This window comes from Geothrix mesophila, assembly GCF_022808835.1.
Taxonomy (GTDB): domain Bacteria; phylum Acidobacteriota; class Holophagae; order Holophagales; family Holophagaceae; genus Geothrix; species Geothrix paludis.
Map to the genome: position 1 here is coordinate 171,448 of NZ_JAKZLD010000004.1, position 14,247 is coordinate 185,694.

General features: G+C 67.9%; 20 protein-coding genes. 11 read left to right on the forward strand and 9 right to left on the reverse strand.

What is annotated here, in order from left to right:
- Positions 1 to 87: 87 nt before the first annotated feature.
- From MLG87_RS13085 to MLG87_RS13135, 11 genes are all read left to right on the forward strand, one after another.
- Entirely contained in the window at positions 88 to 477 is a 390-nt protein-coding gene (locus tag MLG87_RS13085) for an ArsR/SmtB family transcription factor (RefSeq protein WP_243295593.1), read from the forward strand.
- Positions 474 to 806, forward strand: coding sequence for a carboxymuconolactone decarboxylase family protein (locus MLG87_RS13090; protein WP_243295594.1), 333 nt, complete (start codon positions 474 to 476; stop codon positions 804 to 806). Before MLG87_RS13085 ends, MLG87_RS13090 begins: the two co-directional genes overlap by 4 nt.
- Before the next feature lie 9 nt (positions 807 to 815).
- Positions 816 to 1,904, forward strand: coding sequence for an ACR3 family arsenite efflux transporter (arsB, locus tag MLG87_RS13095; RefSeq protein ID WP_243295595.1), 1,089 nt, complete (start codon positions 816 to 818; stop codon positions 1,902 to 1,904).
- Between the two features lie 3 nt (positions 1,905 to 1,907).
- Positions 1,908 to 2,321 carry a rhodanese-like domain-containing protein gene (locus MLG87_RS13100; protein WP_243295596.1) on the forward strand — a complete coding sequence of 138 codons (414 nt, stop codon included), beginning with the start codon at positions 1,908 to 1,910 and terminating at the stop codon, positions 2,319 to 2,321.
- Complete coding sequence (locus MLG87_RS13105; protein WP_243295597.1) at positions 2,318 to 2,800, forward strand: arsinothricin resistance N-acetyltransferase ArsN1 family B; 483 nt, start codon at positions 2,318 to 2,320, stop codon at positions 2,798 to 2,800. Before MLG87_RS13100 ends, MLG87_RS13105 begins: the two co-directional genes overlap by 4 nt.
- A 10-nt stretch (positions 2,801 to 2,810) precedes the next feature.
- The gene (locus tag MLG87_RS13110) at positions 2,811 to 3,230 is read left to right on the forward strand and encodes an arsenate reductase ArsC (RefSeq protein ID WP_243295598.1); all 420 of its coding nucleotides are present in this window, start codon (positions 2,811 to 2,813) and stop codon (positions 3,228 to 3,230) included.
- A 71-nt stretch (positions 3,231 to 3,301) separates the two neighbouring features.
- Positions 3,302 to 3,637 (forward strand): ArsR/SmtB family transcription factor, encoded by a 336-nt coding sequence (locus MLG87_RS13115; RefSeq protein ID WP_243295599.1) that lies wholly within the window; start codon positions 3,302 to 3,304, stop codon positions 3,635 to 3,637.
- Positions 3,638 to 3,702: 65 nt separating this feature from the next.
- A complete protein-coding gene (arsM, locus tag MLG87_RS13120; RefSeq protein ID WP_243295600.1) occupies positions 3,703 to 4,563 on the forward strand; it encodes an arsenite methyltransferase in 861 nt (286 codons plus the stop codon).
- A 7-nt stretch (positions 4,564 to 4,570) separates the two neighbouring features.
- On the forward strand, positions 4,571 to 5,644 hold the full coding sequence (locus MLG87_RS13125) for a permease (protein WP_243295601.1): 1,074 nt from the start codon (positions 4,571 to 4,573) through the stop codon (positions 5,642 to 5,644).
- A 141-nt stretch (positions 5,645 to 5,785) separates the two neighbouring features.
- On the forward strand, positions 5,786 to 6,016 hold the full coding sequence (locus tag MLG87_RS13130; protein ID WP_243295602.1) for a thioredoxin family protein: 231 nt from the start codon (positions 5,786 to 5,788) through the stop codon (positions 6,014 to 6,016).
- A gap of 27 nt (positions 6,017 to 6,043) precedes the next feature.
- Positions 6,044 to 7,084, forward strand: a complete 1,041-nt coding sequence (locus tag MLG87_RS13135; RefSeq protein ID WP_243295603.1) for a prephenate dehydrogenase/arogenate dehydrogenase family protein — start codon at positions 6,044 to 6,046, stop codon at positions 7,082 to 7,084.
- Positions 7,085 to 7,088: 4 nt separating this feature from the next.
- Here the strand turns inward: MLG87_RS13135 and MLG87_RS13140 are convergent, their stop codons facing one another.
- The 9 genes from MLG87_RS13140 to bla all read right to left on the reverse strand — a co-directional run bounded on the left by MLG87_RS13140 (position 7,089) and on the right by bla (position 14,244).
- Positions 7,089 to 7,790 (reverse strand): DUF2461 domain-containing protein, encoded by a 702-nt coding sequence (locus MLG87_RS13140; protein ID WP_243295604.1) that lies wholly within the window; start codon positions 7,788 to 7,790, stop codon positions 7,089 to 7,091.
- 247 nt (positions 7,791 to 8,037) lie between these two features.
- Positions 8,038 to 9,966: an AAA family ATPase gene (locus tag MLG87_RS13145; protein ID WP_243295605.1), complete on the reverse strand. Its 1,929-nt coding sequence runs from the start codon at positions 9,964 to 9,966 to the stop codon at positions 8,038 to 8,040.
- A 41-nt stretch (positions 9,967 to 10,007) separates the two neighbouring features.
- Positions 10,008 to 10,235, reverse strand: a complete 228-nt coding sequence (locus MLG87_RS13150) for a hypothetical protein (protein WP_243295606.1) — start codon at positions 10,233 to 10,235, stop codon at positions 10,008 to 10,010.
- A 219-nt stretch (positions 10,236 to 10,454) separates the two neighbouring features.
- Positions 10,455 to 11,033, reverse strand: coding sequence for a Fe-Mn family superoxide dismutase (locus MLG87_RS13155; RefSeq protein ID WP_243295607.1), 579 nt, complete (start codon positions 11,031 to 11,033; stop codon positions 10,455 to 10,457).
- 196 nt (positions 11,034 to 11,229) lie between these two features.
- On the reverse strand, positions 11,230 to 11,673 hold the full coding sequence (locus tag MLG87_RS13160) for a Dps family protein (RefSeq protein WP_243295608.1): 444 nt from the start codon (positions 11,671 to 11,673) through the stop codon (positions 11,230 to 11,232).
- 9 nt (positions 11,674 to 11,682) lie between these two features.
- Positions 11,683 to 12,231 (reverse strand): DUF3501 family protein, encoded by a 549-nt coding sequence (locus MLG87_RS13165; protein WP_243295609.1) that lies wholly within the window; start codon positions 12,229 to 12,231, stop codon positions 11,683 to 11,685.
- Between the two features lie 7 nt (positions 12,232 to 12,238).
- On the reverse strand, positions 12,239 to 12,712 hold the full coding sequence (locus MLG87_RS13170; protein WP_243295610.1) for a rubrerythrin family protein: 474 nt from the start codon (positions 12,710 to 12,712) through the stop codon (positions 12,239 to 12,241).
- Between the two features lie 167 nt (positions 12,713 to 12,879).
- Positions 12,880 to 13,359: a HugZ family pyridoxamine 5'-phosphate oxidase gene (locus tag MLG87_RS13175; protein ID WP_243295611.1), complete on the reverse strand. Its 480-nt coding sequence runs from the start codon at positions 13,357 to 13,359 to the stop codon at positions 12,880 to 12,882.
- An 18-nt stretch (positions 13,360 to 13,377) separates the two neighbouring features.
- Complete coding sequence (bla, locus tag MLG87_RS13180; RefSeq protein WP_243295612.1) at positions 13,378 to 14,244, reverse strand: class A beta-lactamase; 867 nt, start codon at positions 14,242 to 14,244, stop codon at positions 13,378 to 13,380.
- Positions 14,245 to 14,247 lie beyond the last annotated feature (3 nt).

Consider the following 14,247-nt stretch of genomic DNA (forward strand, 5'->3'; position numbering starts at 1 on the left):
GATGAGGCCTCTAGAAAACATCAAAAAACGAGGTATGACAAGACTCGGGTTTGAGCGTATGCTGACGATGTTTCGGGAAATAGCGAAATGACCTCTGAACCTCTCCGGCCCCTCGTGGACACCCTCAAAGTCCTGGCCCATCCCGTGCGCCTGCGCATCCTCGCGCTCCTGCACGGGGGCGAGCTGTGCGTCTGCGAGGTGGCCGAGGTGCTAGGCCTGGCGCCCTCCACCGTCTCCGAGCACCTGACCGGCCTTCGCCGCACGGGCCTGGTGCGCGAGTGGAAGGTGGGCCGCTGGGTCCACGTGGCCCTGGCCGACGAGGCTGCCACCCGGCCCCTGCTGGAGGCCCTCTGGCCCCTCATGGCTGGCGCCGAGACCGAGCTGTCCCGGGATCGGGCCCAGGCCCGCGCCCTCCGCTGCGACACCTGCGACCCCGTCGCCTGTCCCCCTTCACGCACCCTCCAGGAGCACGCATGACCACCCAGGCCCAGACTGAGACGGAAGCCACCGGTCTCAGCGAGACCACCCTCAACCTCATCGCCCTGGGCGCCGCCATCGGATCCAACGCCGAGCGCGCCTTCCGCGCCCACCAGAGCCGCCTGGAAGAGCTGGGCGTGTCCAAGGACGACATGATCGAGGCCGTGAACATGGCCCTGCGCGTGAAGGGCGACCCCCACTCCCAGATCATGGCCCTGGCCCAGACCACGCTGGTGGGCGAGAGCGGCGGCTGCTGCGGCGGCGCCTGCGCCTGCGAAGAGGCCGGCGGCCAGAAGGGCGACTGCGGCGACGACTGCGACTGCCACTAGGAGAAGCCCATGTCCACAGGCAGGCTGTCCTTCCTTGATCGCTTCCTGACCCTGTGGATCTTCCTCGCCATGGGGCTGGGCATCCTGCTGGGCTACGCCGTCCCGGGCTTCAACCGGGCGGTGAACAGCCTCAACGTGGGCACCACCAGCCTGCCCATCGCCGCGGGGCTCATCCTGATGATGTACCCCGTGCTGGCGAAGGTGCACTTCGAGGAGATGGGGAAGGTGTTCCTGAACCGGAAGGTCCTGACCTTCTCCCTCATCCAGAACTGGGTGGCGGGCCCGGTGGTCATGTTCCTCCTGGCGGTGCTCTTCCTCCGCGACAAGCCCGAATACATGGCGGGCCTCATCCTCGTGGGGCTCGCGCGGTGCATTGCCATGGTCATCGTCTGGAACGACCTGGCCTGCGGGAACCGCGAGTACTGCGCGGGGCTCGTGGCCTTCAACGCCGTCTTCCAGATGCTGCTCTACTCGGTCTATGCGTGGTTCTTCCTCACGGTGGCCCCGGGCTGGCTGGGCCTGCACGGGGTGGCCATCCATATCACCATGGGCGAGATCGCCAAGACGGTCCTCATCTACCTGGGCATCCCGTTCGCGGCGGGGCTCATCACCCGCCTGGTCCTGGTCCGGATGAAGGGCCACGAGTGGTACGACCACCGCTTCGTGCCGGCCATCAGCCCCATCACCCTGGTATCGCTGCTGTTCACCATCGTGGTGATGTTCAGCCTGAAGGGCGACAGCATCGTCCGGGTGCCCTTCGACGTCGCGCGGGTCGCCCTGCCCCTGCTGCTCTACTTCCTCATCATGTTCTTCGTCTCGTTCTGGATCAGCCACCGGCTGGGCGCCCCCTACGGCCACACGGCCACGCTCTCCTTCACGGCCGCCTCCAACGACTTCGAGCTGGCCATCGCCGTGGCCGTCGGCACCTTCGGCATCGCGCACGGGGCGGCCTTCGCGGCCGTCATCGGGCCACTGGTGGAGGTTCCCGTGCTCATCGGCCTGGTCAACGTAGCCCTCTGGCTGCGGCGGAAGTGGTACGCCGCCGGCGCGGAGGACGTCACTACCACCGGATCCGCGGCGGATTCCCGCGGGAGGTGAACCATGGGCATCTTCGACGGCAGAGGCATGGTGATTGCGGGGCTGCGCTTCCTGGCGCCGAAGGACGCACTGGCGGCGCTGAACGAGGGCGCCGTCCTGGTGGACCTCCGCCTCGATGAGCTGGCGGAGATGAAGGCCTTCAACGTGGCCGAGACCATCCGCATCCCCCACGAGGAGCTGGCCGGCCTGCTGTCCGAGCTGCCCAGGGACCGCCCCCTGCTCCTGGCGGACAGCGCCGGCGTCTACACCAAGGAGGCCGCGCACCTGCTGCTGGACCACGGCTTCACCCAGGTGGCCTGCCTGAACGGCGGAATGCTCCTCTGGGACCAGGAGGGCTTGCCCGTGACGACCGACGCCGCCGCGCTCCTCCACGGCCAGTGCCCCTGCGTGCTGCGCCCCCGGAAAGGCCACCGATGATCCGCCCCGTCCTGCCCACCGATGCCCCGGCCCTGGCCGAGATCTACAACCCCTACATCCGGGACACCATCATCACCTTCGAGGAGCAGCCCGTGACCGCCGAGGAGATGGGGGCGCGCATCGCCAAGGTGACGGCCGCCTATCCGTGGCTCGTGTGGGAGGAGGACGGTGTGGTGCGAGGCTACGCCTACGGCTCCACCTGGCGGACGCGGCACGCCTACCGCTTCGCCGTGGAGACCACCGTCTACCTGGACCGAGGCCACCATGGGAAGGGGCGGGGCGCCGCGCTCTACCAGGCGCTCCTGGAGGAGCTCCGGAAGCGGGGCTTCCATTCCGCTCTGGGCTGCCTGAGCCTGCCCAACGGGCCCAGCGTGCGGCTCCACGAGAAGCTCGGCTTCAAGAAGGTGGGCCACATGACCGAGGCCGGCTGGAAGTTTGGCGCCTGGGTGGATGTGGGCTTCTGGGAACTGCTCCTGTGACGGAGACCGCATGACCTCGATCCTCTTCCTCTGCGTGGCCAACAGCGCCCGGTCCCAGCTGGCCGAGGGCCTGGCCCGCCAGCTCTTCCCCGGTTTCCGCATCCAGAGCGCCGGCAGCCGGCCCAGCCGCGTGAACCCCTACGCCATCGAGACCCTGGCGGAGCGGGGCATCGACGCCTCGACGCACACCTCGAAGCCCGTGTCGGACATCGACCCGGCCTCCGTGAACCTGGTCATCACCCTCTGCGCCGAGGAAGTCTGCCCCGCCTTCCTGGGCAAGGCCGAGCGGCTGCACTGGCCCATCCCCGATCCCGCCAGCGACGATCCTTCGCTCACGCCCGAGGACCTGCGTGCCCGCTTCCGCGCCGCCCGGGACGAGATCGCCCGCCGCCTGGAGGCCCTCGGTCGGGAGCGGGGCTGGATGTCGTGAATTTCGAAAGAAATCGAAATTAGGCCTTGCACTCTATTTCGACAAATCTAGAATTAGTTCAGGAGGAGACCATGACCGGGCGTGTGGAACAGGCGGCGGAGCGGCTGAAGGCCCTCGGGCATCCGCTCCGCCTGTCCATCCTGCGCCGCCTGGTGCAGGGCCCCGAGGCGGGGACGCCCGCCGGAGAGCTGCAGTCGCGCCTGGACATCCCGGCCTCCACCCTCAGCCATCATCTGGCCACCCTCGCCGACGCCGGCCTGGTGCTGGTGGCCCGCGAAGGCACCACGCTCCGCTACCGCGCCGACTACGGCACCCTGCGGGCGCTGACCGAATACCTCTGGCAGGACTGCTGCGCCGGTGGCGCGGCGGACGAGCCCCAACCTTCGCCCTGCTGCCGCAGGGACTGACCTTCCATCGTCCTGGGACGTGGATGCCTCCGGTGTCCCGGGAAACCTCCATCTGAAAGGCCACCATGGAACCCGAAACCTTGAAATCCGCCGTCCGCGACCGCTACGCCGGCTTCGTCACCAAGAACCAGAGCTGCTGCGGCGGGGGAACCTCCTGCTGCGCCCCCGGGGACGCCAGCCTGGACCTGGGCTACGACCCGAAAGACCTCGCCGCCGTGCCCGAAGGCGCCAACCTGGGCCTGGGCTGCGGCAACCCGGTGGCCCTGGCGGCCCTGAAGCCCGGCGAGACCGTGCTGGACCTGGGCTCCGGCGCGGGCTTCGACGCCTTCCTCGCCGCCCAGCGGGTGGGACCCGAAGGCCGCGTCATCGGCGTGGACATGACGCCGGAGATGATCGAGCGGGCCACCTCCCTGGCCCGGAAGCACGGCTACGGGAACGTCGAGTTCCGCCGGGGTGACATCGAGGCCCTGCCCGTGGACGATGCCAGCGTGGACGTGATCCTCTCCAACTGCGTGGTGAACCTCGCCCCGGACAAAGCCAAGGTGTTCCGCGAGGCCTTCCGCGTGCTCAAAGCCGGCGGACGCCTCCAGGTCTCCGACCTGGTGCTTGCGCGGCCCCTGCCCGAGGCGCTGCTCCAGGATCTGGACGTCTACGCGGCCTGCATTTCCGGCGCGATGTTGAAGGACGACTACCTGGCCGCCATCCGCGCCGCGGGCTTCGAGGGCGTGACCGTGGCCTCGGAGCGGCGCTTCGGCCTGGCGGAACTCTCGCCGGAGCTGATGGAGCTCGCCAAGCAGCGCTACCCGGGCATGAGCCCGGAGGAGCTGGAACAGCTGGCCGGTTCGGTGCTGAGCGTCCAGGTGGAAGCCACCAAGGCGGCGAAATCGGCGGAACGGGCCTGCTGCGCGCCCGGCTGCTGCGGGTGAGGATGCCATGACCGACGCTTCGAAAAGCTGTGCCTGCGCCGCGCCCGCCTCTGCCGCGGGACCCGGATTCTGGAGGTCGGGAGGGTGGCTGCTGGCCGCCCTCCCGGTCTGGGTCGCGCTCTACCTCGCGCTCCACCCGGCCGCCGATTGGCTGGCCTTCCGGGCCTTCGGCCTGGCGCCCGGCAGCCGGCTCGGCGAGGCGGTGGCCTTCTTCGTCTACGACGCGCCGAAGGTGCTTATGCTCCTGGCGGTCGTGGTGCTGGGCGTCAGCTTCGTGCAGACCTTCCTCAGCGCGGAACGCACCCGTGACCTGCTGGCCAAGCGCACGGGCGCATGGAGCAACCTGCTGGCCGCCCTGCTGGGCATCGCCACGCCCTTCTGCTCCTGCTCCGCCGTGCCCCTCTTCATCGGCTTCGTGCGGGTGGGCGTGCCCCTGGGCGCCACCTTCAGCTTCCTGGTATCGGCCCCCATGGTGAACGAGGTGGCGCTGTTCCTGCTGTGGGGCCTCTTCGGCTGGCGCACCGCCCTCCTCTACACCGCCACGGGCTTGGCGGTGGCCTTCGTCTCCGGCTGGATCCTCGGGAAGCTCCGCATGGAGCGGCACCTGGAGCCCTGGGTGATGGAGATCCCCTTCGAGGCCTCCAAGGCGTCGGACGCTTCCCTGGGCTTCGCGCAGCGCCTGGACCTGGCGCTCCAGGCCACGAAGGGCATTGTCGGCAAGGTCTGGCCCTATATTCTCGCTGGCATCGCCGTCGGCGCCTTCCTGCACGGCTACGTGCCCGCCGAGCTGATGGCCCGCGTCATGGGCAAGTCCGCCTGGTGGAGCGTACCCCTGGCGGTCCTCATCGGCGTACCCCTGTATTCCAACGCGGCTGGCATCATCCCCATCGTCCAGGTGCTGCTGGCCAAGGGCGCGGCGCTGGGTACAGCCCTCGCCTTCATGATGGCGGTGACGGGGCTGTCCCTTCCCGAGACCGTCATCCTCCGCAAGGTGCTCAAGCCCCGGCTGCTGGCGGTCTTCCTCGGCACCGTGGCGGCGGGCATCGTGCTCGTCGGGTTCCTGTTCAATGCGCTGCTATGACTTGCAAAGGAAACCACACACGCAGAGAGCGCGGAGGGGAAGGAGATACGCAGAGAAGGAAGGCTGGATGCTCTCTGCGCGCCTCCGCTCTCTCCGTGCGCTCTGCGTGTGTTTTTGGGTTTATAACGACGAGGTGATGCCATGAAGATCGAAGTGCTGGGCAGCGGCTGCGCCAAGTGCAAGCTGCTGGCGGAGCGGACGGAGGAAGCCGCGAAGGGGTTGGGCCTGGACTTCACGCTGGTGAAGGTCACGGAGTATCCGGACATCGTGGCCCGGGGCGTGATGTCCACGCCGGGGCTGGTGGTGGACGGCGTGGTGAAGAGCCAGGGCCACGTGCCCACGGTGGCGGCCATCAAGGACCTGCTGCGGTAGGATTTCCCCACACCGCGAGGGGATTTCATGCGCATCGGCATCCTGGGCTATGGCCGCTTCGGGCGCGCGCTGGGCGAGCTGCTCCGCGAGGCCGGCCATGGCTATCGGGCCTGGGATCCCGCCGTGGAAGTCCCCGCCGAGCGCCGGGCCGCCGGCCTCCGGGACCTGGTGGAGGCGGAGGCCCTGGTGCTGGCGGTGCCCGTGGCCGCCCAGGTCGCGGCCCTGGCGAGCCTGCGGCCCCACCTGCGGCCAGACCAGCTGGTCTTCGATGTGGGCAGCGTGAAGTCAGGCCCCTGCGCCCTGATGGACGCCCAGCTCGGCGCGGCCATCCCCCACGCAGGGACGCATCCTCTCTTCGGTCCCGTGAGTCTGGCCCGGGCGGAGCGTCCCCTGCGCGTGGTGCTCTGCCCCTCGAACCACCATCCCGCTGCCGCCGATCGGGTGCAGGCCCTGTTCGAGAGCCTGGGCTGCGAGGTGCTGCGCCAGAGCCCCGAGGACCACGACCGCGTGATGGCCACCACCCACGCCCTCACCTTCTTCATCGCCAAGGGCCTGCTGGACGTGGGCGCCGGGGCCGAGCTGCCCTTCACGCCGCCCTCCTTCCACGCCATCGCCCGCACCCTGGAATCCGTGCGCGAGGATGCCGGCCACCTCTTCGCCGCGCTGCAGAACCAGAACCCCTTCGCCAAGGGAGCCCGCGAAGGCCTGCTGGAGGCCCTCTCCGCCATCCACCAGACCCTGGCGGAAGCCGTGGCAGAAGGCGCGGACGAGCAGCAGTTGGCCATCCCCAGCCTGGGGGAGCGCTCCCCCATCCTCCAGGAAACCCGCGACCACATCGACGCCCTGGACCAGGAGCTGGTGGCCCTGCTGGCCCGACGCACCGAGCTGGTGCTCCGCGCCGGCCGCGCCAAGGCCGAGCTGGGCCTCCCCGTGCACGACCCTGACCGGGAAGCCTCGCAGCTCCAGGCCCGGCGGGCCTGGGCCCAGGAGGCCCACCTGGACGCGCAGGGTGTGGAGGAGGTCTTCCGCGCCGTGCTGCGGGCCTCGCGGGCGGCCCAGGGACGCTAGGACATCAGAAGGGCAGGTCCAGCGCCTTGCACAGGAAGGCCACCAGGGGTGCCGCGTCCCGGAGGGCCTCCGCCAGGCGGCCCGGGAAGTCCGGAGCCAGCACCTGGGCGTCGGTGAAGGCGGTGGAGGCGTAGAAATCCTTGAACTTGAGGTCCTCGGCATGCGGATGCCCGGCGTCGAAGCCCTGGGGCACCCGCTTGAGCGCCTCGCCCTCGATCTCCAGGCCCGCGTCCTTGAGCTTCTTCCACGCCGCGGCGCGGGCCACGATGGCCTGCCGCACCTTGAAGAGCGCCTCGGACTCCGGGTGCCACAGGCCGCCCCCCGCGAAGCAGCCGCCAGGCTCGAAATGGAGGTAGAAGCCTGGCCCGTGGACGCCGCCGGCCGCGGCCGAGCGATGGCGGAAGTTCACGCCCAGGTGCGTCTTGTAGGGGCTCTTGTCCCGGCTGAAGCGGGTGTCGCGGTAGATGCGGAACAGCGAACCGCCCGAAGGACGCGGATCGGCTTCCACATGCCGGCTGACGGCGGCCAGCGGCCCGCTGAAGGCCGCGATGAGCCGCAGCACCGGATCCCGCGCCTCGGCCTCGTACCTTGCCTTGTTCGCCTGGAACCACTCCCGGTCGTTGTGCGCCTTGAGGTCCTTCAGGAACCGGAAGAGGCCGGGGCCCAGCGGGTTCTCGAATCCAGTGGGGATCGCCTTGGCCGCCACGTCACCTCCCCGGGTGGATGCCTCCAGGGTAGGGCAGACTTCGCGTGGCGGACCAGGCATGACGGGAAAGATGGATCACGAAGGCACCGTGGTGCCTGGCGCATGAATTTGCTGAACGATGATGAGTCGCGGACAGAACCAAACCGGCCACGTGAGCCATGTGTTTTTCGCAGAGGAATTTGGATCCTTGCCGCACGAATAAGTATGGAATCCACGGTGTGGAGATGGCCCAGAAGTGCCAGTTTTATCAACGCCTTTCTGCGCCTGCCATGATCGCCTGCACCAGCCTTTCGCTTGCAGGAGATGACCCGCCCCTGGTCCAGGCTTCGTTCAAAAACTCGGGGATGTAATAGGCGGTCTTATCGATGTTCGGCGGACAGCCATGCGCGGCTCTGACCGCATCCTTTGCCTGTTCCCAAGTCTCCGGCCCGAAATCGGCTTCGATGACCTTGGTGTAGGAAGTCGCCCATACGGTTGCCGTGGGGCTCCAAACCGTTTCAGCCGGGAAAGGCGGGGCACCAGCCATTCCCATGAGGGTCAACAGGGTCTTGTTGTCGGATTCATGGGAAGGGAGGTGTTCGGCCTTTGCGCAGTCCCCATCGGCGTCGAACACGCAGAAGAATGGGATCCCCAGCCTCACCAGGATCGCGAGGGGTTTCGGCATCCGGCTCTTCTTGTGGACCGGGATGAAATGCCCCCCGAGGGCACGGAATCGTTCCATCACGCCCTGTTTGAGCATGTGGGCCTTGATGTAGGCGATGTCCTCAGTCCCTTCGACCAGGACGATGTACGGGGCGAAGAACAGTTCGTTCAGCTCGGGATTCAATTCCTGGTCCAGCTTCGCGATGGCGGCCACCCGTAGCGGAGATGCCTTCCCCCGGGCCGCCGTGACGGCCCCTTCGATGTCGACCGCGGAGCAACTGGCGATGACGGATGCCTTAGTGGCGGCATCCCTACGAATGAGCCGGACGTTCTCGAAGGATTCGCCGCGCACGAACAATGGACTGTGGGTGCAGACCATCACCTGGTTTCCCTTCTCGCTCAGCGTGGAAAGGACATTGGCCAGGTGGCGCGCCTGAGGCGGATGCTGGAAAAGTTCGGGTTCCTCAACCCCTAATATGAGGGTGGGGCCTTCGCCTTCCCCTTCACCGGCCGCGATCAGTTGCAGCAACGCCAGGAGGTAGGACCGCTGAAGCCCATGTCCGAATCGGGTCAACGCCCCGCTGAAGGCGCCATCAGTCGCCACGATCTCGGCATAGGGTTCGGATACGGTGACGCTCTTGTCGCGATCGGCATGCCACACCAGCCCCATGCCGGCATCCGGCGTTGCCCATTGGGCGAGCCCTTCCGTCAGCTTCGCGGAAAGGTCCTCAAGGGCGCCTTGGCTCTCAGCGAGGATCGCTTGGTATTTCGCGGCAGCCTCCTCCTTGACGACCGCCAGCCTTTCCTTGAAGGACACCCGCGTCCGGACGGTCCTGTTCAGCAACTGGCCCAGCGCCGAATCCTTGGCTTCGCGGTGTTCGCTGGCGGCATCCTTGATGGCCGGAACGAACACCCACTGAATATGGCGATTCAGGAGGTGGTCACCCTTGGATACGCCGTAGAACTGATCCGGGCTTTCCATGAGCACGCACCGGTCCGGATGTTCCTCCTCGTAGGCGCGAAGGGAGTCCCTCATGGCATCCATTGCTGTGGCCGATTTCACCTCAGGAAAGGCGGACTTCAGTTCCGCGAATATCTCCTTCAGCCTCGGAGCCTTCGCGCCTTCCTTTTGGGCCTGGAAATACGGGGCGAACTCCGCCATCACCTTGCGCTCGCCCACCTGACGGACCTTGGCGATTTTCGCCTCCGGATCCCACTCGGCAACGGCGGTGACCACAAGCTGGTCCTGACGGACGTATGCCTTCAGGTCCTCCTTGGCGGCCGGGCTCAGATCCTTGAAGGTCACCGTGATCCGAATGGGCTCATCGGTCTTCTTCTTGTGGAAGTCCTCCTCCTCAAGGGTCGTCAGGCTTGTCTGCGAGTGATCGTCTTCCCCGAAGAAGATGTTCAGCGCGCAGAAGACGTTTGACTTCCCTGACCCGTTCGGCCCGACAAGACAGGTGTATGGGTCGAACTCGATTGTCTGATCCTTGAAGGAACGTAGGTTCTGGATGCGGACGCTGGCGATGCGCATGGTGATCCTTGCTGGGCCTTCGGGACCGACTGTCGGTTGTCCTAACGAAGACGGGATTCGTAGGCGTTCTTCGCGTGGCGGTTGATGTAGCCGTTCAGGCCGCTTCCGCGCAGCGCCAACTGCTTCATCTGCTCGATGACTCCGGCGCCAGCGCTGCGGTAGGTGTAGCGATAGACGGCGCCGTCACTGAATTCGACCGTGATCGAATCGGTCCCACATTCGAAGGCCCTAATCCCGGAATCGCCACCGGCATTGCCATACCGCTGCATGATGCCTCCCGAAGTCCTCGCGAAGATGACCCGGGCATCATTTCAGGGAAATACCGACCGTGCGAGAAAAGAATGTCTCGGCCGTTTAGGTGTCGCTGGGGTGAAGAACTGATGCCTCACCTTGAATCCCGGCCTTAATGAGGAAGCGTGCGACCGGGAAGAAACAAGGCGGGCCCCCTTGCGGGGGCCCGTACGCAGGCGATTCATCGCCTGCGCGACTTACTTCCCAAAGCGCTTACTGACCTCGCTCCACTTGATGTTCTCGACGAAGGCCTCGAGGTACTTCGCGCGGGCGGTGCCGTAGTCGACCATAAAGGCGTGCTCCCAGCTGTCCAGCACCACGAGCAGATCCTGCTCGATGGGCAGGCCCAGGTGGTGCTCGGCGACGAAGTAGGTGTGCAGCTTGCCGTCGCGGCGGTTGCGAGTGAGCAGGGCCCAGCCGGGACCGCCCATGGCGGTGGCCTTGAGGTCGGCGAGCACCTTGTCCTTGCCGCCCACGGCGTCCAGGGCGGCCTGGAGGCCGGCGCTGATGGTGCTGTCGGCGCCCAGGTTCTCGAAGTAGAGCTCATGCAGGAAGGAGCCGTTGAAGGCCACGGCCTCGCGGCGCTTCAGCTCGCTGTACTCGTTGTAGGAGTAGTTGGGCTTGGTGTTGTCGGCGGTCGCCAAGCGCTCTTCGATCTCGTTCAGCTTGGTGACGTAGCCCTTGTAGAGGCCGAAGTGCTGGTCCAGCTGGGAATCGCTGAGCCCCTTCAGGGCGCCGCCCTTCAGGTGGTCATAGTTCTTGGCGGTGTAGGCCATGGGTGTCTCCTTGGCTGCGCGACGCGCGGATGGGTAGTTTACTTAAAAAGTCGGAAATTGGATGAAACAGGCACAATGTTCAGGTGCGGGTCCGGTATCAGAGGCAGTGGCCGGGCTTGGCCCGGATACCGCGTGGGGGTGCACGAGGGGGGACGCGGAGCACGCGAAGCGTCCGGGCGGTCCCCCCTTGTGCAGGTCAGCCCAGCATCTCGCGCAGGAACCAGGCCTCTTTCTGGTGGACCTGCACGAAGCGGGTGAGCAGGTCGGCGGTACCGGGATCGCCAGCGTCATTGGCGAGCTCAATGCCCTCGTGCATGAGGGACACAGTGGCCTCCTCGTTGGCCAGGGCCTCCTTCAGCATGGCCTCGGGATCGAGGCGGGCGGAGGGGTTGGAGATGGCGGCCTTGGTCTGGGCCTCGATCTGGGCGGGGGCGTGGATCGGCACGCCGCCCATCATGCGGATGCGCTCCGCCAGTTCGTCCACGGTGCCGTCGGCGGCGGTGTAGAGGTCCTCGAAACGCAGGTGGTAGTCGCGGAAGTGGGGGCCGGTGACGGTCCAGTGGTAGCGCTTGGCGTTGAGGGCCAGCACGAAGGCGGTGGCCAGCTCGGCATTCAGGTGATCGATGACGGAACGGTTCACGGCTTCTCCTCAGGAAGGCCAGGACGTCCAGGCGGCCGGCGCGGGCCAGCGGCCGGGGAGCCCGGCGTGGTTGGAGACGAGGGCGGCGATGGGGCGGCCGTCCGGAAGGAGGTAGCGCAGGGCCAGCACGGAGGGCAGGCGGTCCTCCGGCCCGGCGGCGCCGCGATCCACGGAGGGCGCGACGAGGGAACCATCCGCCAGCTCCAGCGCCAGCTGGTCCGGGAACGTGTGCAGGTCCGCCAGGCGGCGGTCCCGCACGTCGTCGGGGAAGCCCAGCATGAGCGTGGCGGCCACGCTCATGCCCCCCGGCTCGAACCGGGGCGCCAGCACCGCGAAGGAGGCGCGAGCCTCGGCCAGGTCCTCCACCGGGGCGGAGTCCAGGGTCATGCCTTCGGCCCAGAGGGTCTCGACCACCTGGTCCTCCACGCTCTCCGCGGTCTCCGGCTGGAAGCTGACGCCCTCGGCGAGGTCGAGCCGCAGGGCGGCCTGGCGGGCCAGGAAGGCCTCCCGAGCCTGGAAGCGGGCGCGCTCGGTGGCGGGGTCGAAGGAAGGGGCCACCAGGAACTCAGACATGCTGGGCGATGTCGGCGGCGGGCTGGGCGAAGGCGGGCTTGGCGCCGGCCTGCAGCTTGGTCAGGGCCTCCTGGAAGCGGCCGGCGTGGAAGCGCTCGACCTTGGCCAGGGTCTCGAACCAGGCGGCGATCTCCGGGTAGCCCTCCTCCTTGGCCAGGCGGGCGAACTCTGGGTACATGTCCGTGTACTCGTAGGTCTCGCCGGCCACCGCGGACTTCAGGTTGGTGAGCGTGTCGCCCAGGGGCAGGCCCGTGGCGGGGTCGCCGGCCTTCTCCGCGAGGAACATCAGGTGCCTCAGGGCGTGACCCGTCTCACCGTCGGCGCTGTGCTTGAAGAGGTCGGCCACCTCCTTCAGGCCTTCCTTCTCGGCCACCTGGGCCATCCAGGTGTAGCGACGGTTCGCCTGGCTCTCGCCGGCGAAGGCGGCCTTGAGGTTCTGGTGGGTCTTGGAATCGGTGAAGGACATGGCATCTCCTCATGGGCCGCGATCGGCGGCATCAAGGTAGAGCCATCCTCATGCCAAAGCAATAAGTCAAATCATTGAATAAATTCTGTAAATTCCAACCCGGGCTTTCCCAAGAGAATCCCGACCGGTCGAGAGCCGGATCCTCGGCATGTCGCGAGTTGGGCCGATCAGGGGACCGAGCGGAGGCTGGCCTGGATCTGAGCGGCGTCCAGGCTGAGGGCCCGGCCGAAGCCCAGCACCAGGCGTCCGGAGGCAGGGCGGATGAGGAAGAAGGAGAAGTCCCCCAGGCCCAGGGTCATCTCGGCCTCCGGGAACCGCGCCAGGTAGGCCTTGGCCGCCTGGTCATGGCGGCTGGATTCCCGCGGGATCTCCTCGGCCACGCCCTGCACGGTCACCCGGGGGAGGGCCAGCGGATTCTGGCCCTCCTCCATGGGCACCACGAGCAGGAGGCTGGCGCGGGCATCCACCCGCAGGTCGCGGGTGTGCTGGGCCAGGCCGCTCACGTGGATGAGGAGGCCCGCACCATCCGGCGCCGGGACCACGGGCACCATGGAGACGAAGGGGGCCCCTTCCTGCAGCGTGCCCAGGGAGGCCACAGGAAGTCCCGTCAGCAGGGCGTGGAGCGTCGCTTCCGTGTTCGGGTCCATGAGGGCTCCTCGGCCAGGTCAGTTCGGGAAGGCGGCGGCCACGATGCGGCCCACTTCGGCCAGCACGGCGTTGCGGTCCTTCATGGGGGCGCGGGAGCCGGTGTAGTAGGCGGCCACCAGGATCGGCGCCCGTCCCGGCGGACGCAGGACGGCCACATCATTCACGGTGCCCCGCTCGCCGGAGCCGGTCTTGTCCCCCACGGCCCAGGTGACCGGGAGGCCCGCCCTCAGGCGGTCTCCGCCGGTGAGGCAGCCCCGCATCCAGCCCTCCAGGCGCTGGCAGGAGGCCGGCTCGAGCGCCCCGCCCAGCAGCATGGCCTTCAGGGAATCCACCATGGCCGCGGGGCTGGTGGTGTCCCGGGGGTCGCCGGGGATGGCGGTGTTCAGGGTGGGCTCAGTTCGGTCCAGCCGCGTCACGGGGTCGCCCAGGCCGCGCGCGAAGGCCGTCACCTCGGCGGGGCCGCCGAGGGCCTGGAGCAGCAGGTTGGCCGCGGTGTTGTCGCTGGCTTCCACGGCGGCGGCGCAGAGCGCCTCCACGGTCATGTGCCCCTCCGCCACCCGGGCCGCCGTGACGGGCGCGTACTCCAGCAGGTCCGCCGCCGTGTAGGCGATGGACCGGTCCAGGCGCTCCTGCCCCCGCTCCGCCCGCACGAGCACCGCCCCCGCCAGCAGGATCTTGAAGGTGCTGCACAGGGGGAACCGCTCCTCGCCGCGGTGGGCGATGCGGCGGCCCGTGCCCGTGTCCAGCGCCATCACGCCCAGGCGGCCACCTGCGCGGGCCTCCAGGACGGCAAGGCGGGCCTGGGCCGGGGCCGGAGTGGGGGTCGGCGGCGCAGCCTGGAGGGGCTGGATCAGGAGAAGGGCGGCGCACAGCATCCGGCTCATGGG